Annotated in this window: 22 protein-coding genes and 1 pseudogene; all 23 read right to left on the bottom strand. The window is 49.2% G+C overall.

The features are described from left to right. Window positions 1–184: 184 nt before the first annotated feature. The 23 genes and pseudogenes from CBW46_RS08555 to CBW46_RS08445 all read right to left on the bottom strand — a co-directional run bounded on the left by CBW46_RS08555 (window position 185) and on the right by CBW46_RS08445 (window position 23,224). Window positions 185–463, bottom strand: a complete 279-nt coding sequence (locus tag CBW46_RS08555) for a hypothetical protein (RefSeq protein ID WP_243633225.1) — start codon at window positions 461–463, stop codon at window positions 185–187. A gap of 19 nt (window positions 464–482) precedes the next feature. Continuing rightward, entirely contained in the window at window positions 483–1,469 is a 987-nt protein-coding gene (locus CBW46_RS08550; protein ID WP_089199592.1) for a 3,4-dihydroxy-2-butanone-4-phosphate synthase, read from the bottom strand. 225 nt (window positions 1,470–1,694) lie between these two features. Beyond that, window positions 1,695–2,096 (bottom strand): acyl-CoA thioesterase, encoded by a 402-nt coding sequence (locus CBW46_RS08545; RefSeq protein ID WP_165842237.1) that lies wholly within the window; start codon window positions 2,094–2,096, stop codon window positions 1,695–1,697. 28 nt (window positions 2,097–2,124) lie between these two features. Further along, the gene (locus CBW46_RS08540; RefSeq protein ID WP_089199590.1) at window positions 2,125–3,120 is read right to left on the bottom strand and encodes an MBL fold metallo-hydrolase; all 996 of its coding nucleotides are present in this window, start codon (window positions 3,118–3,120) and stop codon (window positions 2,125–2,127) included. A 21-nt stretch (window positions 3,121–3,141) separates the two neighbouring features. Beyond that, window positions 3,142–3,726 carry a TetR/AcrR family transcriptional regulator gene (locus CBW46_RS08535; RefSeq protein ID WP_133253948.1) on the bottom strand — a complete coding sequence of 195 codons (585 nt, stop codon included), beginning with the start codon at window positions 3,724–3,726 and terminating at the stop codon, window positions 3,142–3,144. Between the two features lie 140 nt (window positions 3,727–3,866). Further along, window positions 3,867–4,652, bottom strand: a complete 786-nt coding sequence (locus tag CBW46_RS08530; protein ID WP_089199588.1) for an enoyl-CoA hydratase/isomerase family protein — start codon at window positions 4,650–4,652, stop codon at window positions 3,867–3,869. A 5-nt stretch (window positions 4,653–4,657) separates the two neighbouring features. Next, window positions 4,658–5,215: an NADPH-dependent FMN reductase gene (locus CBW46_RS08525; RefSeq protein WP_089199587.1), complete on the bottom strand. Its 558-nt coding sequence runs from the start codon at window positions 5,213–5,215 to the stop codon at window positions 4,658–4,660. Window positions 5,216–5,294: 79 nt separating this feature from the next. Then, window positions 5,295–6,098, bottom strand: coding sequence for an enoyl-CoA hydratase/isomerase family protein (locus CBW46_RS08520; protein WP_089199586.1), 804 nt, complete (start codon window positions 6,096–6,098; stop codon window positions 5,295–5,297). A 70-nt stretch (window positions 6,099–6,168) separates the two neighbouring features. Next, complete coding sequence (locus tag CBW46_RS08515) at window positions 6,169–7,242, bottom strand: LLM class flavin-dependent oxidoreductase (RefSeq protein ID WP_089199585.1); 1,074 nt, start codon at window positions 7,240–7,242, stop codon at window positions 6,169–6,171. Between the two features lie 34 nt (window positions 7,243–7,276). Further along, on the bottom strand, window positions 7,277–8,716 hold the full coding sequence (locus CBW46_RS08510) for an NAD-dependent succinate-semialdehyde dehydrogenase (RefSeq protein WP_133253947.1): 1,440 nt from the start codon (window positions 8,714–8,716) through the stop codon (window positions 7,277–7,279). A gap of 23 nt (window positions 8,717–8,739) precedes the next feature. After that, window positions 8,740–9,150 (bottom strand): RidA family protein, encoded by a 411-nt coding sequence (locus CBW46_RS08505; RefSeq protein ID WP_089199584.1) that lies wholly within the window; start codon window positions 9,148–9,150, stop codon window positions 8,740–8,742. Further along, window positions 9,150–10,004, bottom strand: a complete 855-nt coding sequence (locus tag CBW46_RS08500; protein WP_089199583.1) for an alpha/beta fold hydrolase — start codon at window positions 10,002–10,004, stop codon at window positions 9,150–9,152. Before CBW46_RS08500 ends, CBW46_RS08505 begins: the two co-directional genes overlap by 1 nt. A 124-nt stretch (window positions 10,005–10,128) precedes the next feature. Then, on the bottom strand, window positions 10,129–10,866 hold the full coding sequence (locus CBW46_RS08495; RefSeq protein ID WP_089199725.1) for an ABC transporter ATP-binding protein: 738 nt from the start codon (window positions 10,864–10,866) through the stop codon (window positions 10,129–10,131). Then, window positions 10,859–12,685: a branched-chain amino acid ABC transporter ATP-binding protein/permease gene (locus tag CBW46_RS08490; protein WP_089199582.1), complete on the bottom strand. Its 1,827-nt coding sequence runs from the start codon at window positions 12,683–12,685 to the stop codon at window positions 10,859–10,861. Before CBW46_RS08490 ends, CBW46_RS08495 begins: the two co-directional genes overlap by 8 nt. After that, window positions 12,682–13,557 (bottom strand): branched-chain amino acid ABC transporter permease, encoded by an 876-nt coding sequence (locus CBW46_RS08485; protein ID WP_089199581.1) that lies wholly within the window; start codon window positions 13,555–13,557, stop codon window positions 12,682–12,684. The genes CBW46_RS08490 and CBW46_RS08485 overlap by 4 nt, the downstream gene beginning before the upstream one ends. Window positions 13,558–13,567: 10 nt before the next feature. Further along, the gene (locus CBW46_RS08480; RefSeq protein WP_089199580.1) at window positions 13,568–14,746 is read right to left on the bottom strand and encodes an ABC transporter substrate-binding protein; all 1,179 of its coding nucleotides are present in this window, start codon (window positions 14,744–14,746) and stop codon (window positions 13,568–13,570) included. A 39-nt stretch (window positions 14,747–14,785) separates the two neighbouring features. Next, complete coding sequence (locus CBW46_RS08475; protein ID WP_089199579.1) at window positions 14,786–16,174, bottom strand: phenylacetate--CoA ligase family protein; 1,389 nt, start codon at window positions 16,172–16,174, stop codon at window positions 14,786–14,788. Window positions 16,175–16,840: 666 nt separating this feature from the next. Beyond that, a pseudogene (locus tag CBW46_RS08470) lies at window positions 16,841–18,063 on the bottom strand (CynX/NimT family MFS transporter). A 290-nt stretch (window positions 18,064–18,353) separates the two neighbouring features. Continuing rightward, entirely contained in the window at window positions 18,354–18,926 is a 573-nt protein-coding gene (locus tag CBW46_RS08465) for a DNA-3-methyladenine glycosylase I (RefSeq protein WP_089199578.1), read from the bottom strand. Between the two features lie 194 nt (window positions 18,927–19,120). After that, on the bottom strand, window positions 19,121–20,194 hold the full coding sequence (locus tag CBW46_RS08460) for a GerAB/ArcD/ProY family transporter (protein WP_089199577.1): 1,074 nt from the start codon (window positions 20,192–20,194) through the stop codon (window positions 19,121–19,123). Between the two features lie 14 nt (window positions 20,195–20,208). Next, window positions 20,209–20,427: a hypothetical protein gene (locus tag CBW46_RS08455; RefSeq protein ID WP_089199576.1), complete on the bottom strand. Its 219-nt coding sequence runs from the start codon at window positions 20,425–20,427 to the stop codon at window positions 20,209–20,211. Next, on the bottom strand, window positions 20,424–21,611 hold the full coding sequence (locus CBW46_RS08450; protein WP_165842236.1) for a Ger(x)C family spore germination protein: 1,188 nt from the start codon (window positions 21,609–21,611) through the stop codon (window positions 20,424–20,426). Before CBW46_RS08450 ends, CBW46_RS08455 begins: the two co-directional genes overlap by 4 nt. A gap of 5 nt (window positions 21,612–21,616) precedes the next feature. Next, complete coding sequence (locus tag CBW46_RS08445; protein ID WP_089199574.1) at window positions 21,617–23,224, bottom strand: spore germination protein; 1,608 nt, start codon at window positions 23,222–23,224, stop codon at window positions 21,617–21,619. Window positions 23,225–23,405 lie beyond the last annotated feature (181 nt).

Here is a 23,405-nt window from a genome sequence, read left to right as displayed (position 1 = left end):
CAAACGAATGCAGCTGCCCTGGTCACGGCCAACGCCAAACCAGGCGTATGTTAACGTAGGCTGGTACCAGAACGGCAGAGGAGCTTACCTTATAGTCGCGTGCAAACCGACTGTGAGTAAGCTCCTTTTTTGAACCCATAGACAAGTAACCAGACGGCGGCAGCTCCTGCTTGTGTGCCCTGCCTCAAAGGTTGTTCACCAAGCAATATTGGCTCAACTTGGCGGACAAACCACCATGGCCAAATTTATAACGGGGATTTTCGATGTCTCCGGCTGTGCCAGTAGCAAATACTAAAAAGGCGACGATCGTTTTCCGCCTGCTCAGAATGTGTTTTATCCCTCTCTGATAGAACATGTCGTCGATGGTATTATAAACGCCGCGGTTTATCCCGAATCTTGCCTCGCATAGCTTAAAAAAAGCATAGTCTGTCATCTGAATTTCTTCATCTGAAATAAAATACATATTTGCCCGCCCAATGCTGCTATTGGATTTTCACTAAACCAAACCGGTGTTCAACATACGCGATATCTGTATCTATTTGATTAATCAGATGCTCCACAGTTGGAAAAGCAATTTCATGTCTGATAAAGAAATCAACATCCACATGGATGGTTTTACCATATATCATACCATTGAAATTTAATAGATGAACTTCATAGTGAACTTCGTTATGCGCATTACGGAATGTTGGACGCACTCCTACATTCATTATGCCGCGATATTTCACATCGTTGTATCGTACCGTTACGCCATATACTCCGTGGTCAAGCGGATCTGCCGCGTCGATGTACAGATTTGCCGTAGGAAATCCGATTTTCCTGCCTAGTTCCCTGCCTCTCACGACAAGCCCGGTAAAAGAACTGAGAAGCTCATCCTTGGCGAACTCGAGCATGTCACTGATATTTATGATGCATAAGTCATTCAGCTCAGCTATTTGTATGATTTCTTGCGCACTGGCGATTTCACCGGCTTGATTTAAAATTTCACTTGCATAAGCGACGGGTTCGGCTGAGATCATCTTAGCCAATTCGACAGCTGCTTCAGCGATGCCAACACGGTGCATTAAGCCTTTGTCTTTACTCAGAATGGGAAAAACATGTCCCGGCCGCCGAAAATGGTCCGCTCGCGCGGACGGTTGGGTGAATGCCCTGATCGTATCGGAACGCTCATAAGCGGATATGCCCGTGGTCGTACTGTTATGATCAACTGATACGGTCAAAGGTTTCTGCGAACTATGCATGCTTCCGCGCACCATTAGAGGCAGATTCAATTGTTCCCCCTTTTCTTCAGTTATGCAGACATAAATTAATCCTTTACCGAGTTTAGTCATTAGGTTGACCGTTTGCGGGGTGACCCTCTCCGCAACTCCCACCAGGGAACCGACCTTGGTTTGCACATCATCATATACGACAACCAATTCCGCATTTTTTAATCTGTTATAGAGATTGCTTCTAGCTAGCGCTGACATGAAATTCCCCCCAGCCGTAATGCGAAATCAAAAATAGAGAACCGCGGCCGCTACGTGCATCACATAAATAATAATCATTATTATGTTTTTGATTATACTGCTTCCTTATTATAGTTTTCAAGCACAAATATTGCAGTTTCCGCAATCCGGGCCCCATGGCGGCCTGGGTTAATCCCGGAACCGTGGTCGGATTAGCCGTCGCAGCCCCCAGGTCGTCGCGGGTGCTTATTGTGTCATCTCGTACAAACGCAGTTTGTCTATCATACTTTGATTTAACAGTTGCGTTGATTGACTGCCGCGGTTGAAGCGGACAAGCACCTCTTGTACCACCGCCAATATTTCGCCGTCTTCAGACTGCAGCTGATGCTGCAAAGAAATGCTTTTGTTGCCGATTCTCAGCACCTGTGTCAAAATGGTAATTTTCTGGTGGGGGTACATCTGCTTCAAAAAATCGCATTTGATCGAGGCAACAACAAAGTCCCATGTCTCGTCTACTTTACTGATATTCAGCTCAGTCAAAAAATTCACTCTGGCCGCTTCACAGTAAATAAAATAGCTCACGTTGCTTATATGACCCATTGCATCCGATTCACAGAATCGGGTCACTAATGAGGTTTCATAGATCATTACGGGTTCTCCTTTGATAAACTGGCAATCAGAGACTATCAGCGTCCAAATGAACCGTTTGCTCCAACGAAAACATAGTAACGCCGCTGCTATTCTTTGAACAGTGCACCACGCCTGCATCCCTCAAATAAATCAGGTGGGCCACCGTTTCCTGAAGTGCAAACAGCAATTGCAGCGGATCCAAAGCCTTCGAAAAGTGTGCGAACAACTTTTCGCTCACTTGTGTCGCCGTGCTTGCCGCTTCAAGTAGTGCAATAATTTCTAGCAGACGCTTATCGTGATGTCTGATCAATTCGTCCGCTCGCTGATTGCCATTGCTATAAATATAACGGTGTCCCGAGAGTACCGTGTCCAGCCGGTAGGACTGAATTTTGCGTAAAGAATTTATGAACGCTTTTAACGGATTCGCTTGAAATCCCGGAAAGTACCCGACATTCGGAGTTATCTTCGGCAGCAGCAGATCACCTGCCACCACGACGCCTGTATGAGACGAATGAAAGATCATATGACCGTCTGCATGCCCGGGCGTGCTTATTGCTGTGTACTCATTGGCCCACACGAAGCGCTCGCCTTCCTCAAAAACAGTAAATTCGGGAATTGGGCGAATGTACTTGCTAAACCCGTTCAAATAATCCTGAACAGTCTCGCGGTCTCGCGGCTGCATTCCGTGCTCGTAAGCGAAACCGCCAAACAGTTCAGCCTCCTGCTTATCGATCCATAAATGCTGAACCAATGCTTGGCCCTCAGCTGAAATCTTGACAGGCGCTCCTGTATATTCCTGCAGCCAGCCAGCCAACCCCATATGGTCCGGATGAAAGTGAGTGACTACAATTTCCACAACATCTCGGGGGGAAATGTGCATCTCTGCCAATGCATGTCTCCAAGCCGCCTTCGCCTCCTCAGTGTGAAAGCCGGTGTCGATAAGATGCCAGCCCCGCTCGGATTTAGTGACGTAACAATTCACCGTCTTTAGGGGAACCGGAATCGGAATCTCAATCAGATAAAAGCCATGCTCACAGCGCAAGCAGCATCACCCTAGCACATGTTATTTTAATAAACCGCTCGTGACCAACCGATAAAAAATTTCTCCAACTTCATCAATGCTCTTTTCTCCGTCGTCTTTGAACCATTGATAAATCCAATTACACATGCCTATAATGGCGAGACTTACCATCTTAGGGTTCACGTCTGCTTTGAACAAGCCTTCGTCCACGCCTTGCTCGATAATCTTCACCACGTATTTCAAATATTCAGAGTTTTTTTCCTGGATGAGCTTGATAGCCTCCTCCGACAGGTTTCGGTATTCCCGGAAGAAAACCGATACATGTGAATGGTTGTCCCGGATTCCCTTGCAGTGCCGTTTGATCAACAGATTTAGCTTTTCCTGGGCCGTTAAATTGGGAATGTGGTAAATCTCCCGAACCGCATCGGCGGCTCCGGAGATATAATTTTCGTATATCATTTGAAGGATCTGCTCTTTGCTGCGAAAGTGATAATAGAAAAAACCTGTCGTCATTCCGATGTCTCTCGTAATATCCGATATTCGGACATTATTGTAACCGTACTTTTCAAACAGCTTAGCGGAGGTGTCCAAAATAAGCTGCACGACTTCTTCTTGTTTGGAAACCAAAATCGCCGTCTCTCCTTTTAACCTGACCTGTAATAAATCTGTTCGATATCGTTCATCATTGCACAACTCCCCTTTATTATAATGAAAACTAATATAATATCCAATATTATTATGAAACGAAAAAATAGGCAGTTAATATGTCATCGACCGCTAAACACAGGCGCCCTTTTTTCTTTAAATGCCGCTATGCCTTCCCTAAAATCATCTGTGCCCAGCAGTTGCTTCATAATGTCCGATTCATACTCGAATGCTTCTGCCATATTCATGCGAAGCGTGGAATAAATCAAGCGTTTGATGCTAGCGATTGCGACCGTTGGCTTCTGCGCAATTGTACATGCCAGTTCATCCAGCTTCTTGGCGTAGGCCTCTGGCGGGAACAAATAATCGATTAAACCGCATTGCAGCGCGTCCGCTGCTGTTAACGTCTCACCCAGCGCAGCCATGCGAAACGTCCTCTGCATACCTATTAAATCACCCGCTAATGGAATTCCGCCCCCGCCGGGAAATAAGCCGAGATTCACCTCCGGAAAGCCAATTTGAAACTTGGTATCTTTGGCCACGCGTAAATCGCATCCCAGAGCTAATTCCAGTCCGCCGCCCAGACAATGGCCTTCGATCGAAGCGATAAATACTTTGTTGCTTTTCCGGAACGATAAAATCAGATTTTTCATTTTCCTGCAAAATATATCCATCTCTTCGTGATTGAACTGTTTCAGGAGAGAGATATCCGCACCTGCCGAAAACATTTTTGAGTTCGCACTCCCTATTACCACAACCTGGATGTTGCCATCATCCTCAAGCAAGTGCAAAGCTCTGCTCATCTCGTTCTCCACGGACAAATTCAGCGTATTTGCCGGAGGATGATTCATAATTAAATGTGCGACGCGGTCTGTCTTCTTCAATTCGATATAATCAAAATCTCCCACCCGTTTTAACCCCCTAAGCGTGCGGCTTTAGCTTCCCACAGCCCCGACAGTAGCGTCATTTCCGCCGCGAGATTCTGAATCCTGAGTAAGACCTCGACATCGGCAATATCATTATTTTCATCAAAATGATCCATATGTGCATACACATAGCCCGGAGCGACAAACGCACGAAAATACGCCAAGATGGGCCTCAGCTGGTTCTCAATGACCAGGTAATGCTGGTAGGTGCCGCCTGTAGCTACCAAGCCAACGACTTTGTGCCGCAAGCTATCTGCCGGCAGGAGGTCAAACACATTCTTTGTCACCCCGGTAATCGAGCCTTGAAATACTGGCGTTCCGAAAATCAACAAGTCCGCCGAGCAGATCGTATCAATTACTTTCTTCGTATCATCCGTATAAGATGCGGGATCACGTCCGTCGCAGAACTGAACATCATATTGTTTGAGATCCAATAATTCCATTGCGATACCGGGCTGCGCATGGCTCATTGCCTCCAGCACTTTTTTCACCAAAACCGCCGTTTTAGAGCCCACAATCGTTCCTGAAACACCCACGATTTTCATATACCCACTCCTCTGACAAAAATGTTCCCCTTCCGACCAAACATAGACGGTTAGAAGGGAAGTTCAACACACGGGATATTTATCTGCCTTTAAACTCGACCTGCGGGAGATTTTTGGCAAGAAAACCCGCCGCCGCGGCGTAATGATCCTCTGTCATCATCAGAATGCTTTGGCCCAACCGTTCAAATTCGCGACTGGAATTAAAGTTGGAATCCGCACACAAATTAATTACATGCTTTGCCATGCCCAGTGTCAGCGGTGCCTTTTTCGCTAGCTTCAACGCCAACGCCTGTACCTCTTCCTCGAACGAATCCACCGATACGACACGGTTAATGATATTGCGCTGTTTGGCTTCATGAGCGTCGATGATGTCCCCGCTCAGAATGAAATCCTTTGTCACCCCGAGCCCTGCAACCTTCACCAGACGTGAACAGCCACCCGATCCAGGAATAAAACCTACGTTGCCTTCGATCAAGCCGAATCGCGAGCGATCCGAAGCAATCCGGATATCGCAGGATAGCGCCAATTCCAGCCCGCCGCACACACAAATTCCATCGATCGCGGCGATAACCGGAATTTCGCAGCTCTCAATCTCATCAAACAGGTTGTGGATATTGATCGCCATTCGGCGGAAATCCCGCGTCGTCCATTGCTCATCGCGGCGCTCAATCATTTCGCCTACGTCCTCGCCCGGAGCGAAAGCATCTCCTGCTCCGCGAACAATGATCACCCGTGTGGCGTCGTCATACATCACTGAGCGAAAAGAATGCCTCATCTCTTCGCGCATCGCTTCATTCCAAGCGTTTTTCTTCTCCGGACGGTTTAACTCAATCGTGACAATGCCGTTATCCTGTTTTGTTAAGTTGATAAATTTATATTCCATAGTAATCGAAGCTCCCCTCGGAGGTTTTAGTTTCGGCTTTATGACCACGGTGCAAAAGCCGCAAATGTATTTAACTGGCGCTCTCCCGTTTCTTTTTCTTCTCTTTGAAATGAGGGATCACATATTTCCCCAGCAATTCGATAGATTTCATTACCTCTGCATGCTCGATTCCTTCTGACCGGATAAAGACTTCGTCCACCCCGACAGCCTCGTATTTTTCCAGCTTCTCGATGATCTCGTCCGGATTGCCTACGATGACTTGATCCGCATCATTCAGATGCTTCCAATTCAAATTGTCACGGGCTTTTGAAAAATCTATATTGACGCCCGTTTTCTTCAACTTTTGCTCATACAGATCTATCACGGTTTCGGTATAGTCCATAAAAGGCTTTTCCGAGTAGTCCCTTGCTCTTTGCGTGGTTTCAGCGCAGTGCAGCTGCGTGAAACTGGATACTTTGTTGGTGATGTAATTGCCAACGGGCTTGGCTTCCCGAATGCCCTCTCTGTACGTCTGCACGCGCTTTGCAAGCTGCTCCAATTCAACGCCGACAGTGAGCGTCATCAGACCGGTGCCCATTTGGCCCGCTAGCTTGTGGGATTTAGGGCTGATAGCCGCATACCACAGTGGTGGATGATCCTTCTGCACCAGTTTGGGGGATAGCGACCGTTCCGGTATCGTCCAAAACCTTCCCTCATGGCTGAACGTTTCGTTCGTAAGAGCTTTAAGGACAATCTCAAGCGCTTCATCGAACCTGTCGTCGACCTCGGCCGGGATCACATTATATCCGCCCAACGTATACCAGGAATTCCCTTTTGCCGTTCCGAATTCCACCCTTCCGTTCGAAAGCACGTCCACTGAGGCGATTTTTTCCGCTGAATCGATCGGATGATGAAATGGCAGTAATATAGAAGCAAAACGCAGCTTAATGTCTTTCGTCAATACGGCTGCAGCGGCCAGTACCGTTTCTAAGGATGAGATCACGCAGTGCGGCGCAAAGAAATGCTGCTCCGATGAACCAAACACGTCAAAGCCCATTTTATCTGCCAGGACGACCTCTTCCAGCACATGCTGATAACGTTCTTGAAAGCTCAGAAATTTGTTTCCGCTCTGCAAATTTGCCTCGGTTAACAATCCAAATTCCATTAGCCAACTCCTCCTTCTTTTATCCGTCTACGGCCTACTTATAGTTCACAAGCGTATATTTGCATTCCAAAAATTCATACAGCCCCTGTCGTCCGCCTTCCCTGCCCATGCCGCTCTCCTTCATTCCTCCGGTAGGCGCCTGCGCCATGTCGGATGCTGATATATCGTTGACCGCAATCGTACCGTATTCAAGAGAATCGACAATCCCTTTCGCGCGCTTATAATTTTGTGAAAATACATACGCCGCCAGTCCATAGATGCTGTCGTTGGCCTGTTCAATAAGTTCGCTATCGGACTCAAAACGGATCAATGGGATGATGGGCCCGAATGTCTCTTCGTGGAAAATGTTCATGTCCGGAGTCACGTCCGACAGAACGGTTGGCAGATAAAAGTTCCCCTGCACCAAGTGAGAGTCGTCACACTTTTTGCCGCCGCATAAAAGCAGCGCTCCTTTCGCTACGGCATCATCCACCTGGCTCTGCATGTGCGTAAGCGCGCTATGGTCGATTAGCGGCCCGACATTCACCTTCTGAGTATCGTAGCGGCCCAGCTTTAGCTGACCAACCTTTTCCACGAGCTTTTGCCGGAACTGTTCATATATACTGCTTTGCACGAAGATACGATTGGGAGATATGCAGGTCTGCCCGGCATTCCTCATTTTAATAAGCAATAAATTGCGTATGCTGGCGTCTACGTCCGCATCGTCCAAAACTATGAACGGGGCATGACCTCCGAGTTCCAACGAAACTTTGGATATCTTCGCCGCTGCCTGCCGCATAATACTGGCTCCTACCGGCGTGGAACCGGTGAAAGTGACCTTACGCACTCTCTTATCCTTCAACAGCTGTTCCCCGATCTCACTACCGGAGCCGATTACCAGGTTTGCCACCCCCGCAGGCAGTCCAGCTTCATTGAAAATTTCGAAAAATTTGATTGCTGTGAGCGGCGTCTGACTCGCCGGCTTTAAGACGACCGTGCAGCCCGCGGCCAGAGCAGGGGCGAGTTTCCTCGCAAGCATCCCGGCGGGAAAATTCCAAGGCGTGATCGCCGCCACCACACCTACCGGCACATGCTCCACTCTCAATTCATGGCCCGGTCTCGAGGGGGGAATTAATTCTCCATAGATCCTTTTGCCTTCTTCGGCATACCATGCAAAGAAATCCGCACTATAGATCACTTCGCCTACCGCCTCAACCAAAGGCTTTCCTTGTTCTTTGGACAACACCTCGGCGATTTCGTTTTTCCTCTTCAACAGCAGCTCGTTGATTTGATTCAGCACTTGCGCACGTTTCCTGGCCGGCGTTTGCGACCAGGCTCCCAATGCTTCGTAGGCCGCCGTGACGGCTTGAGCCACTAGCTTCGCATCTGCCTTCGAAGCTCGGGCCACAACATCTTGAGTCGCAGGATCAACGATATCAATTGTTTCATCTGTCGCAAGCCATTCGCCACTGATATACAATCTGGACTCCAGCATAGTAGATTCTCCCTTCAATATCGTCATGAGATCACCGCAGTCGCTTCAATTTCGACTTTTATTTCTTCCTTGAAGAGATCCGTGACTCCAACCAGCGTGATGGTCGGAAAATGCTTCCCGATATGATTCTGGTAAGCTTGCCCCATTTCTTTGATGCGCTCATTGTACTCTTTGACATTCGTTGTATAAATTCGAAGCTCCACAATGTCCTGCGGCTCTCCGCCTGCTGCGCTTACAATGGAGCAAATATTTTTGATGGCCTGCTCATATTGTGCGGCCAAGTCATCGGCGACCAGCTGCTGTGTCGTCATATCCCAACCTACTTGACCGGCAATCTTCACGAAAGTGACCTCGCCTGTCTTCACTGCGATAGCATGAGACCATCCCGGCGCTCTCAACCAACCTTCAGGATTAATCGGTTCAAATGCTTTCATTATTGTTCAACCCCTTGTTTAACTTTTGTAGTCGTTTCCACGAACATCATGAATCCCAGCGCGACGGCCGTGAATTCCCCCCACATTTCCCATAAAGCAAAGTGGCTGGCGTGCTCACCTTTGAATTCATGGTACTGTGCTCCTTTGATTGTCTTCAGTACTTCCGCGCTGTACCTTTTCGGCACTAACATATCAATTTCTCCAGCAGTGATGAGCGTAGGAGCCTCAATTCGCGCTAACTGATCGATCGCATCATACTTTTCATCGGCGCCAAGATGTCCTAATAGTCCATGGTAGGCATCCAAATGCGGATTTTTAATCAGACATTTCGTCACCATATCGCGGGCCGTTGCCGGTTCTCTCGTCTCCAGGTACTTGGGGCTTGCCGCCCACATCATATTAGTGCGGAATGTCATATGAGGATCTTTTTGCATCGTGGGGTATTTCATCGTCCCGACGAAAGCCCGTTTAAACCATTCATCCGTTTTACCCCAAGTCGCGTGAAGTTGAAGGGATTTTACCTTCTCGGGATGACGGAGCGCAACCTGCTGCACGATGGACGCTCCTACCGAATGTCCGCTTAAGTGGCAAGGTCCTAGCTGCAAAGCATCGATAAGCGCAGCCACATCGTCGGCCAAGATTTCAACACTGTAGTCGTTCGGATCTTCAAATATGGTGGACTGTCCGGAGCCCCGGTTATCGATTGCAATGACCCGGAAATATTCTGACCAGACCTGGGCCTGCAGTTCCCATACTTGATGGTCGCAACCCGTACCCGGGATCAGGATGAGCGGAACACCGTTCCCCCGTTCTTCATAAAACATTTCCATTCCAGTCGACAACTGAATCTTCATTGATTCACACCTTCTTCTACAAAGAGTTAGGTTGCGTGGATAATAATGAATATTATTTTTTTCTTCACAATAATGGATATTATTTTTTTCGTGTCTTCATTCTAGTTTTTTCCGGCTCTTTGTGTCAAGTGTTTACCCGATCGTCCTCGGGCTGGGGAGTACCTTTGCGTCCAAGATAAATCTCCTGGATGCTATTATTGTTTGTAAGCTCTTGGCTATGGCCGGACAGTGCAACCCGGCCCAATTCCATCACATACGCCCGGTCCGAAATTTCCAATGCCAGGTTAGCGTTTTGCTCAATCAGAAGTACCGTCAGTCCACCGTTGCGCAAAGTTACGATCGCATCAAAAATAGAATCAATAATTTGCGGTGCCAATCCCAGAGAAGGTTCATCGAGCATCAACAGCAGCGGGTCATTAATGATAGCTCTCCCGATGGCCAACATCTGCTGCTCACCACCGCTCATGCTTCCGCCCAGCTGCCGCCTTCTCTCCTTTAACCGGGGAAACAAGTCATACACAGCCTCATACTTTTCCTTCGGCAGCTTGGGTTTCAAAAACGCGCCGGTGCGCAAATTTTCTTCTACAGTCAAAGTGGGAAAAATACGCCTGCCCTCGGGCACCTGGGAAATCCCTTTCGCCACAATCTTGTGGGGCGGAAGACCGATAATATTTTCCCCGTTAAACAAAATCGTGCCGCTTCGCTGCTTGACAATACCGCTGATGGACATCAGTGTCGTGGTTTTTCCAGCTCCATTGTTACCAATCAGACACACAATCTCACCCTTTTTCACTTCCATATCGACCGATCGAAGCGCTTCAACCTGACCATAGCCGGCACGTAAATCTTTCACGTTAAGCATAACCATTTATCTTCTTCTCCCTTTTTCCCAAATACGCATTGACCACCTCAGGGGCGTTCAACACCTGACTCAGCGTACCGTCGGCAATTTTTTTACCGAAATTCAACACGGCGATATGATCTGTAATTTGGGATAACAGCTCTAAATCATGCTCTACGATGAAAATGGTGATGTGGAAATGATCCCTCAACGAAAGAATCAGATGCTTCAGTTCATTGCGTTCTGTCAGATTGAGTCCTGCCGCAGGCTCATCCAGCAGCAGAAACTTCGGTTTGGCCGCCAGGGCCCTGGCGATTTCGACTCTTCTTCTATGCCCATATGACAGACGGTCGCAGTACTCGTCCTTCAAATGCTCGAGCCCGACCAACCGCAGCAGTTCTAGCGCATATTGATACGCTTCGCGCTCTTCCCTTTCAAAACTCTCACCTTTGTAGAAGGCCGCGCTGATATCATTTTTGAGATACAGAGCCATCCCGGTAACAACATTCTCTATAACGGTCATGGTATGAAACAGTTTACTAGTCTGAAATGTCCGCAGCATGCCTTCGGCGCTCGTTTTCCATACACCGGACTTCATCTGTTTCCCTCGAAAATGCACCGTTCCACTGGTCGGCGTCTCCAACCCGGTAATAATGTTTATCAATGATGTTTTCCCTGCGCCGTTGGGGCCGATCAACGAAAATATTTCTCCCTGCCTGACCTGAAGACTGACGTCATTGACAGCCACGACGCCGCCGAACTTCTTGGTCACATTCTTCACTTCCAATATCACTTCACTCGTGTGATTGGGGATCATCAGCTTTTCTTTTAGCAGCATGGAGACAACGTTTGATTTCTTCTCCGCATGCTCCACGCAAGCGGCGCTCGTTCCTTTTTTGGAGATCAGCCACTGATAAGCTTTATGCAGCAGACTGCTGATTCCATTGGGCAAAAAAATCATGATGAGTATTATCGTAAGACCGTACAGAATAGGCCGAACTGTGGGAGCCGATTTGAGAAATTCGTCCAAAAATGTGATCCCGAGTCCACCGAGAAGTGCACCTGGAAAACTGCCGAGTCCTCCGACAACCACCATAACAAAAACCGTAATCGAATGCGTACTGCTGAAGGGCTCCGGACTGACGAACGCATTCATATGGGCGATCAGACTACCGGCCAAACCCGCGCCAAAGCACCCGAGTGTGAATCCTTTCGTTTTGGTTCTGGCGATATCGATGCCGAGCGATGCTGCGGCCAGTTGGTTATCCCGTATGGCACGGAAATTTCTTCCCAGTTTTCCGCTGGTCAGCCTCACCAAGAACATGTAGATCAACAGCAGAACAGCGCTTGAGAGAATAAAAAACTCTTTCTTAGAGTCAATCACCCAACCAAAGAGATTCGGCCATGGCACCGCCGTTAAACCGTTCCACCCTCCTGTCAAGTCGCCGCCGTTGGCGAATATGATGATCACCATCAGGTTAAACGCCAACGTCGCCATGGATAAGTAAATGACGCTCAATTTCGCCATCGGTGTCAAAAGCAATGAAATAATGCCTGCAGTCAAACCTGATAGGAGAAAAGTAATGAGATAAGGCATCTCGGTATGCATGCTCATAATTGCGGAAGTATATGCTCCGATCCCAAAAAACGCGGCATGAGCCAAACTAATCTGCCCGGAATATCCGAATATCAACTGCAGGGAGAGGGCCAGAATGCTGAAAATCACCGCCTGGTTAAAAAGGGATAGCCAATAATTCGACTGCACAAACAGCAGGACAGAAAGAAATGCTGCGGCGGCCAGACCATACATGACGATTTTTCCTTTTCTTTCCACTGTCATGCTGCATCTCTCCTTTGCTTGATGCCAAAAATGCCCGTAGGTCGAATAAGCAAAACCAGTATCAAAATACCGTACAAAATCATATCACGGTAAGTCGAACTGATCATCGTGCCGCTGAAGCCTTCGATCAAACCGATCATAATACCGCCGAGCATGCCGCCGGACACGCTGCCGAACCCGCCGACCACTGCTGCAGCGAAACCTTTTATGCCTATCGTGCCAATATCATAGGAAGCGAAGTAGACCGGTCCGAACAATGCGCCGGCAGCACCCGCCAGTCCGCCCGCCACCATGAAGATCAACGTGATGTATTTTTTGATGTTCACCCCCACAAGCTGCGACATCACCTTGTCATCCGCAATCGCCCGCATTGCCTGACCGACACGGGTAAACCGGAAGAAGCATTGTAATGCGATCATGATGATGAAGGCGATTACAATAATCAAAAAATTTAATCCGGAAATTTGAATGTCACCTAATGCCAGCTGATTCTGAGAAATGTTGTTTGGGTAACTCAATGTCTTTGTTCCCCAAATCAAGCCGGCAACCTGGGGGAGCATGATCAACAGGCCAATGCTGGCGATCAAAATATGCAGGTCATGGCCGCCCCGGTTTTGGATCGGAATGAAGATGAGTTGATTTGTTAGCAAACCAAGCACTCCGGCAATCATCATAGTGATCATTAAACTAGCATAGTAGTTGAAGCCAAGCGAAACCAACATGGTATAACCAACGAGGCTGCCCAACATGACCATTTCGCCTTGAGCGATATTCAGGTAGCCGGTGGACCGGAAAATAAGACTGAATGCCATTGCTATTAAACTGTATATGCTCCCGACAGCAACTCCACTGACCAAAATGTCATATAGCATGAAATCCTCCTTATAATTCGCTCGGTTTGATCTCCCTGTCCAACTCGTTTTTGCCGTTCATGATCTTCATAATGTACAGCTCTTTTTTGATCGACCCGTCCGGATTGTATGTCAGTTTGCCTGATGCACCGTCGAAGTCTTTCGTTTCCAACAACGCTTTTCTAACGGCCTCCGTTTCAAGGCTGCCCGCTTTTTCAATGGCCGCCTTTATCAGATACACCACGTCATATCCTCTTACTTCGTAGTCATCGGGTACGTGACCGCTCTTTTGCTTCCATGCATCAGAGAATGTTTTTGCCGTTCCCGTGTCATCCTCTTTATGATAGTTCGTTGCCGCCACAATCGTGTTATTGGCTGCATCGCCCGCGATCTGCGCATATTCTGCGTTCGTCAACGACACATTGCCAAAGATAGGCTTGTCGTAGCCTAGTGCTCTCGCCTGTTTCGCGATAAGCCCGCCATCCGGCGCATAGCCGGTGATCATAATGTGAGCGTCGGGAAACTCTTTCAGCCCTTGGCTGAGATACGAGTTAAAATCTTTGGCATTCACCGGGTAGGTGTACTCTTTTACCACTTTCAGGCCCGATGCCTCGCCCCGCTTTTTGAAAGGGACATAGATGGACTTGCCGTACGCGTCATCCCGTATGAAAACGATAGCCTCTTTCACGCCCATATTTTTCGCGGCATGTAAAGCGATCGAACCTCCTAAGAAGTCGCTGTTAGGGATGGCTACAAAGTAGTAAGGGTTCTGGGTACTGGTCACTTTCGGATCGGCCGCAGTAGCAGCGATGCCGACCATTTTGTTCATTTCGACTTTTTGCTTCTCGGAGAGGGCCACGGCGCTGCTTGAACCGGATATCACGAAATTGATGTCGTCTGCAGCGAATTTATCGATAATCTGCTGTCCCTTGAACGGGTCGCCTTCATTGTCTTCCTTTATCAGCTCGATTTTTTTGCCCATGACTCCGCCTTTGTTGTTTATTTCCTCGACCGCATAAACCGCAGCGTTGAATATAGGCGTACCGAATGATGCTGTCGCGCCGCTGAAACCTCCCGTGTATCCGATCTTTATCGTATCGGAACCGCTGCCACCGCCCGCTGCCGATCCGCTGCCCGCCGCAGTCTCTCCGCCGCAGCCTGAGACAGCCAGCATCGCCGTCAGTGCTATCAGACTTAATAGTTTTTTCATTTACCGGAATCCCCCTTACCTTGGCATCATGGCTGTCGGTCAACTGTTTACTTTGATCCTTTTATCAAATATCCGTTTTACCTTGGTCTCTTTGCCAGCTCCGGTAATTTCGGCGGTACTCCCCGGCGGCACAATTTTGACCTGTGGGGTAACATTAAACCTGTAATTGAAACGATTGCGAATGTCTTCCGAAAAATCATCATTACCGATATTATGTTCGATGGTAAGCGTAAGCTGATCCATCCCGTCGCAGCGCTCAATTTCCACAACATACTCGCTAATGTCGCATTCCATGGACTTGAGCAAATCCTCTATGCCCATAGGAAAAATATTTTGTCCTTTGATACGGATCATGTCGTCCACTCTGCCCTGAATAGGCAGCATTCGGGTGAGGTTTCTTCCGCACTTGCAAGGAGTATCGTCTACCGCCACCCGGTCACCCGTGGAAAACCGGATTCGCGGTGAATTCTTCCACGCCCAGCTGGTCACTGTCATATTCCCATATTCCCGGTTTGCCGTACGTTTGCCATTTTCGTTCAGCACCTCGATTATGCCGAAATCTTCCCACACATGCATCCCCGGGCGCCCATGTTCTGCCCTGCTATGGTCGCAATTGACGGAGCTCCACGTCATTGTATCCACGGTACCGTAGAGATCGTAATGCTTCGCGCCCCACTTCCGTTCAAGCTCCTTTCTGATCCCTTCCGAGACCATCTCCCCGGCTGTAATGAGAAATCTCACAGTAGAAGCGGGCAGATCCAACCCCTCTTCCTCGGCAATCTTCGCCAGGTGATTCATATAACTCGCCGTGCCGTACATAACGGTCACGCCCGCCTGCTTGATCCATTGCACCTGCTTCACGCTTGGCGTCGTTTTGCCGCTGCTGGTAGGCAATAACGTAGCGCCAACCCCTAAAGCGCCACCCGCGCCGCACCATGAGCCGCCCATCGTGTTAAATGTAAATACGTTTTGCACGATGTCTCTCGAGTTGACGCCCACAAAGCCCATCGTTCGCGCCCAAGTGTCCTGCAGGCCAGGTATATCTTCCTCCTTAATCGGCATCATAACGGGCAATCCTGTTGTTCCGCTGGTTGATACAATAAAGTTTGCGTCGGATAAATTGGAAAAAGTGTAATAATTACCAAATGGAGGATGCCGCTCTATCATCATGCGCTGGGTGTTTTTATTCCATGTCGGAAGCTTCTGAATGTCATCGATGGTGTGGATGTGATCGGGCGAGACGCCAGCCTCGCTCCATAGCCAACGGTAAAAAGGGATATTCTCCCATGTGTAACTGACTACCTCTTTGAATCTTAAGGATTGTATCTCCTTAATTTTATCCCTGGGCTGTGTGCACAGCTGCTCTTCGAGGTCGGTAGAATAACGGGGCGATCTGTACCAAGGGAGATCTTGGTAAAGTGATGACATGGTTGGCCTCCTTTATTATTTTCAAAATATTGAATCTAATAAAAATGAGTCGATTCATACACTCTAGCACCATGAAGCAGATCATTGCAGCAAAGGATTTTTTAGCTTGGAGTTATGCAAATGTAGGTCACACCTGTACCCTTATCTAAGTTATTCGGCGGATTCGCTTTAACGCCCACCCCCTTATGTAATATTTTCTAACGTAATATTTATTCTTATGGAGGATAATACCTATTATTATAATCAATATAGTGGTTGTGTCAATGTTTTATGTTATATTATGTTACACACATGCTGTTTTATCCACTGATAGGCACAACACAAACATAACACGATAACTGAAAAATATGGTGTTGCTGCGAACAATAAGACCTCGGAGTTTGGTGCAGCAATTTGTTAACGCTTTCAATTGGCTTACTAAAAAACAGAATTGATAGAGGGTGACGGTTTTACTCACGGCTGCTCTCACTTGATTATCATTCAAATGAAACCTGAAAACCTCGACAGGAGAGGGGATGTCAGCAATTATGGCATTGAGATAAACAAAGGATAAAATATTAATGTAGTTTAATTTATCATAATCATTATTATTTTTTTTCGTTGAACCTAGATTATCATAGCAGCAAACAAAGTGTCAATAAAAATATGATAACGGTTACATTAATTCTATCTTTTTTCATTTTCCGTATTGATAACGTATGACTTACGCCCAGCGCCAATTCCGGCAATAAGCATAGCAGCTGCGATTGCAATGCTAGCCAGTATTGGTATAGTCCAAGCACTCGTCAAGTCGTGCATATAACCGAACAGGATCGGCCCGGCTGCTGCAAGAAGATAGCCAACGCACTGCGCCATGCCCGACAGCTGTGCGGCTTGATCCGCATTCGCCGTACGTAGCGTAAGAAGAGTGAGCGCCAAGCTGATACTTGCTCCCAGACCGAGACCAAGCAGCACCACCCACAGTATCAACCACTGAGTCCCAGCACCGAGCAGCCCCAGGTAGCCGATCAGAGGAAGCATCGCAGTCAGCGTTGCCAGAAAGCGTTGGTTAGAAGCGCGTCCAGCTAAGACGGGCATGATAAATGTAGCAGGCAGACCGACAAACTGCATCAGTGAAAGCATCCAGCCTGCGGAGGCGGGGTCAAGTCCCCTGTCGGATAAAATCGTGGGCAGCCAAGCCACCGTGATGTAGAACAACATCGATTGCAGACCCATAAACAATGTCACCTGCCAAGCCAGCCTGGACCGCCATACAGCTACGGTGCTCGACTCCATACGTTGCGGTGGAGCCAATGGCCGCCGTGTATATAACTGGGGAATCCAAGTCACGATAGCGAGCACTGCCAGCAGCGCCCAACATACCAGCGATCCGCGCCAGCCGAGACTCAACTGCTGCGCTACCGGAACGCCTACACCCGACGCGACTGCCGCCCAAGTGCTCATTGCGACAGTGTACGCGCCTGTCATCAATCCCACTTTGTTTGGAAATCACGTTTAATTAACCCAGGCAACAGCACATTGCAAACCGCGATCGCAGCGCCGAGCAGAGCCGTCCCCGCGAACAGCGCTGCAACAGTCGGCACAGATCGCAGTATGATGCCAGCTGTGAGAGCTACGAGACTTGCAAGCAGTGTATGCTCCGTGCCAATCCGGCGGGATATGATAGGCGCCAGCGGAGAAAGAATGGCAAAGCCGATGAGCGGAAGTGTTGTCAGCAACCCGGCCAGTATGCTGGATAAGCCTGTGTCGGCTCGGATGGTGGCGGTTAACGGCCCGACCACCGTAAGCGAAGCTCTCAGGTTAGAGGCCATCAATATAATCCCAAGTACAAGCAGTATTCCCTTGATGCGCAGCAGCCCCGTTGTCTGAACATAATTTTTAGTAAACATTACAGTCCCCTCCTGCTCATTTACTTTCCCTTGACAACATATCCCCTTGCTGATCCCACTAAGGCGTTCCGTTCTGTCTCGCAGCCGGACAACAAGAAAGCCGCAACAATCAATCTCCCTCAGTTCTCTAGAAAAGGAGTCTGGCTGTTGCGGCCTTGAGCTGTGAGTAAGATATTAGCATTCGAGCAGCGAAAGTTCAATACTATTGACAATCGTGAATGAAGATCTAGCGTAATGTTTTTCAAAAGGAAAAAATAATGTCATCAGCCTGCCCAGCAGCTCCCTGCCGATCAAATGCTGTTTTCGCCCGGATACATCATACATTCCTTAGTATGATCATTGACCATTCCTGCCGCCTGCATGTATGCGTAGCATATCGTCGAGCCGACGAATTTGAAGCCCCGCTTTTTCAAATCTTTGCTCATCGCGTCCGATTGCGGTGTGGCAGAGGGCACCTCGCTCAGAGTGTGCCACTGGTTGAGAATCGGCTGGCCGCCGACAAACCGCCAAATATACGCGTCAAAGCGGCCGAATTTCTCCCTCACGCGTAAGAAAGCCTGAGCGTTGGTGATCGCCGACTGTACCTTCAATCGGTTGCGGATAATCCCCGAGTCACCAAGCAGCTGCTCAACCCGCGCCGCATCGTAAACGGCCACCTTCTCCGGGTCGAAGCCGTCAAACGCCTGCCGGTAATTTTCGCGCTTTTTCAACACGGTGTACCAACTGAGCCCGGCCTGCGCGCCTTCGAGCACCAACAGCTCAAACAGCTTGCGATCATCATGCACGGGCACCCCCCACTCTCGGTCATGGTAATAAACATACAGCGGGTCTGAATTCACCCAACCGCAGCGCCGCTTGTCCAACTGTATCGACCTCCTTCACATATTTCGCAAATACACCTCCAGCATACGACAGCTTGCCAACGGATTCCATGCCTATCGCGAGAATTGTCCGGAAATCAGTCGTTGATTGCGCTTCTGTTTATCGGTGCTCGCAGCTGCTGTGGACCCAATGAACCCGTGCAACCACATTCACGATGACAGCGCTGCAGCCGGCGTCAAGTTTTTTGAATTGCCTGCTTCTTCGGCCTGAGAATTAAGTAAAACAAAATGGGCAGCAGCAGCTCAAAGCAGAGCGCGAGCGTCGGCCACACCCGATTCAGCTCATACAACTGGATGGCGTCTTCGAAAAACCAAATAGAGCACACCATCGCGAGGAAACCCACCGGGTTCACCATGGCTGCCCCCCAAAGCCCGGGAATCATCCTTCTCAGCCCGTAGCACACCACATACAAATTAATCGTAATCTTGGCCAACATAGTCGGCAGCCATACTCCCACCATCGGGAGGTCAAATCGGTCCAAAAAATCGGTGATCCTGAGCTGCCGTACCAGTTCATAGTTAGGGTACAGCATTCGTTCCATAATTGGCTGGCCTAACGCAAGCATGGCTTGCATGGCGAGGGCTATCAAAACGAAAGTGCCCAGTCCCAACGCTATAAGCCCGTGGCGAAAACGGAACGTGCGGCCCATAAAAATCATGGGCATCACGATGGCTTCACCGAGATACGGCAATATGTACCAGGCACCCCGGCTTACGCCAGGCACATCTAACCGCCAAAAAGGCATAATGTTCGCCGTATCAAACTCTCTGAACAACAGCAGCGGGAGAAAGAAGAGCATGGCTATCAGCAGCGGGCCATATAACTCGGTCACCCGCCCCATAACCTCTATCCCTCCGCGCGCCGATACACACACTGTGAACATGGTTAAAATAGCCAGCGCAAGCATTGGCGTGGTCGGCAGTAAGGCGACATTGACAAAGTCAATCAGCATTCGGATGTCACGTGTCAAAATAAAGAAAAAAAACAGTACGTACAGCGCAATAGCGACCTTCCCGAGTGACGGAAAACGCGCCAAAAGAGCCTGAAACAAATCATGGTCTGGAAAGCGGGAAAGTGTTCTCGCAAGCAGCCACATTGAAATGGCGATAACCACCATTCCAAGTAGATGCGACAACCAAATATGCTGTTTTGCGTGGGGAATCATTTGTGATTGCACGCTGATCAGCGTAGAACTGAGCGTGAAGATGGTTCCAATCAAAACTAATTGCCTGGCGGAAATAACCTGCATAGCTGTCCTCCAAGTTAACGAATGGGATCAAACGGCTCAAGCAGCATCTGCAGCCACCTGGTTGGATGCACGGTCCGGTCTGAGCCGTATACATAAATCCAGATCGCGCCCCCAACGGCCAGCATCGAGTATACGAGCCATCGGTGCGCAGTCTTCATATCTTTTAGATTGCGTCTCTCAAACAGCAAAATGCCGATGATGATCAGGATAATCGGTGCCGTATATTTAATCATTGTACAAGATGCCTATCCTTTCGCCCAAAAGGTGAAACTACCGCGCCAATATGTTCGATATACACCCGTGATTCGACTGTTACCTTCACATCAGGGTAAACCTCGTGCCAATCCTTCGCGACATCCCGCCATTCTTCAGGCAGACGTTCACGGATCGTTTTTCCGAAACCAAGCGCATCGGATTTATGTTCAGATTGTAATTCATTGATCACTTCGGTGACATGGGATTCGATTTGCTCATTGAGCACGCGTTCCAAAGCGGGAATATTGTCTCTGCTGACCAAGTTGTAATTGGATTCGTTTTCCATTACCGTTGCCTTTCCCTTGATTTCAACCTTCATTGAAAAATTGCCGTTGTCAGGCCTTGGGACCAGGTTCACATCATTTTCTTGCATCTGCACCATCACATACCCGGCACCAGCAGGAGCCGGCACCGTGTATTCCGCGTTTCTCGCTTGATTCAACGCAAGCAGCAGGTACTTAGCGAGGTCACCTTCCACCATGCCCGCCAACTTGCTCTCTCGAAAAACGGCGATATCACTGACTCTCATGTCTGTTTGATCTTGATCTGCGCCGGGCGTTTGTGATGGTATAAGCTCAATCACCGGCAATGATGGGTCGACTCCGTCGGTCAACAATGTATGGACCAAATATCGGATCGTTCTCGGCTGCTTCATCGTGCTGGTGCCGAGCTCGCGAGCCGTCTCCGAGGGGAGCCGCTCTACTGGCACGTTGCAGTCCAGCACTTCCCTCGCTGGCCCCTTGGTGATCAGCACCACCGCGTTTAGCCGGTTTTGCGGAATTCGCCCGAGCGCGTCCATCACAGGAGCGAGTCCCTCCTTTGCCAGTTCGTCGCTGAACAGAACCACACGCCTGTGAGCGGTATATAACAGCCGTGGAACAACGGACTGCTGCCGTAGGGCAGCCTCCCTTATGGTTACCCCTGTTTCAGACACCGTGTACCATGATTTGCTCCCGGACGTCCCGCCGCCTCCGCCCTTGCTTCCCGCACCGCCAAGCTGCCCCGGCAAAGCAATCTGGTGCGAAGTTCTATATTCGCCACCGTCTTTATCTAAAGCCGTTCCCGTAACAAACGCAATATCGTTGATTTCTCGTCGGTCCCAGCAGCCTGCGAGCAATACACACGAGCTTAAGATGAAGCATATCAACCATGTATTTCTCAAGGTGGTCACCACTTTCTTGTAGGGTCAGGACGGGGCTTCCTAGCCTCAGAGAGACGTCTGCGATTCCGACGGGAAATGGAGGCCGGACGTTTTTCCATGTCCCACCATGGCACACGAGCGAGAATATCGTCTCTCGCTTCGCGCTTATACGGAGCCAATCCCGCCAAATAAGGAACGCCAAAGGAGCGCAAACTGCACAAGTGAGCCATGAGCATGACCGTACCCAGGACCATCCCGTACAGCCCGAACAAACCTGCTAAAAACATCATAGGAAAACGCAGCAGCCGGATAGAAATAGCCAGGTTAAACTTAGGTATAGCGAAGGACGCGATGCCCGTGACTGCCACCACCATAACCATCGGCGCAGACACAATGCCCGCTTCGACCGCTGATTGTCCGATCACGAGGGCGCCAAGGATACTGAGCGCCGCTCCCACCGCTTTAGGCAGCCTAATCCCCGCCTCTCTCAACGCCTCAAATGAGATTTCCATAATTAACGCCTCAACCAGCGCGGGAAAGGGAATGGCTTCCCTCGCCGCCGCGATACTGAGGGTCAACGTCGTTGGAAGCATGTCGTGATGGAACGTGGTGGTGGCAATATAAATAGACGGGAGAAAGAGCGCAATGAACCCGAATATGTACCTAAGCCACCTGATAAAATTGGTTATGTGATAGCGCTCATAGTAGTCCTCACTGGCTTGAAATAATTGCCATATTACTGTCGGCGCCACTAATACGAACGGCGTGCCTTCCGTAAAAATAGCAAACCTGCCCTCAAGCAGATGTGCCGCAATCGAGTCCGGACGTTCCGTATATTGCAGTTGGGGAAACAGCGAATACGGATTGTCTTCTATGAATTCCTCAATATATCCGCTCTCCAAAATACCGTCGAGTTTGATGGCGTGCAAACGCTTGGTTGCCTCCTCGATCACGGCCGGGTCCGCTAATCCGTCCATGTAGGCCAGTACGACATTCGTGTTGGTTTTTTCACCGATCACAAAAGGTACCATTTTCAGCGCCGGCGTTCTGAGCCGCGCCCGCACCAGCGCGGTGTTCGGCCGCAGTGCGTCAGTGAAGCCTTCTCTGGGCCCGCGTATCACGTTTTCCGTGGTAGGGTCGGAGACGCCCCTCCTCTCGCCGCCAGGAACACTGAGAATGATCGCTTCCGCATATCCGTCGATGAAAAGAGCGGCATTTCCGCCCATAATATCTCTAATTACGTCGTTGTAATTCGATGCACGTGAGACTTGAGAGAGTGAAATCTGTGTCTCTTCGAGCGGCGGCGGATCGGGCATATTGTCCGGTCGCGCATTCACGGCATCGTACAGCAGAGGGCGCAAGGCATGGTCGCTGATTTGATCCGTGTTCACGAGTCCATCGACGAAGATCACTGTTGCTCTCACGTCGTACTCAACCACTACATTCCGAAACACAACGTCCGAGCAATCTTTGAAACGCAGCTTGAGATATTGCAGGTTAGCGTCCAAGTCGGCTGACAGAGGCTGCTCCGCCTCTGCTACTGACTGCAGGCCGGCTTCCGGTGACGCGGCTGCGACCGGATCAGTGACAGAGTCACTGTTACTTTTCCCCCATTTTCCATACCAATTGCCCATGGCTCTCACCTGCCGTTAACTGTGGTCCATTCAACTTGCATAATTTAGGCTTTACCGTTCTTTGTTTCCTTATGCGAACAGCGGCGTATTTAAATATGGGGAGTGCTAACAGCGAGCAGGGCAATGCCGGCTGCGCTAGGAGCGGCTGTCGCGACGAACGCGTTTTCATCTTTCATCACGA

The sequence above is a fragment of the Paenibacillus xerothermodurans genome (assembly GCF_002220865.2).
Lineage (GTDB): Bacteria > Bacillota > Bacilli > Paenibacillales > NBRC-103111 > Paenibacillus_S > Paenibacillus_S xerothermodurans.
The sequence above is the reverse complement of the archived record's forward strand: the minus strand, read 5'-3'. Positions and strand labels throughout refer to the sequence as shown.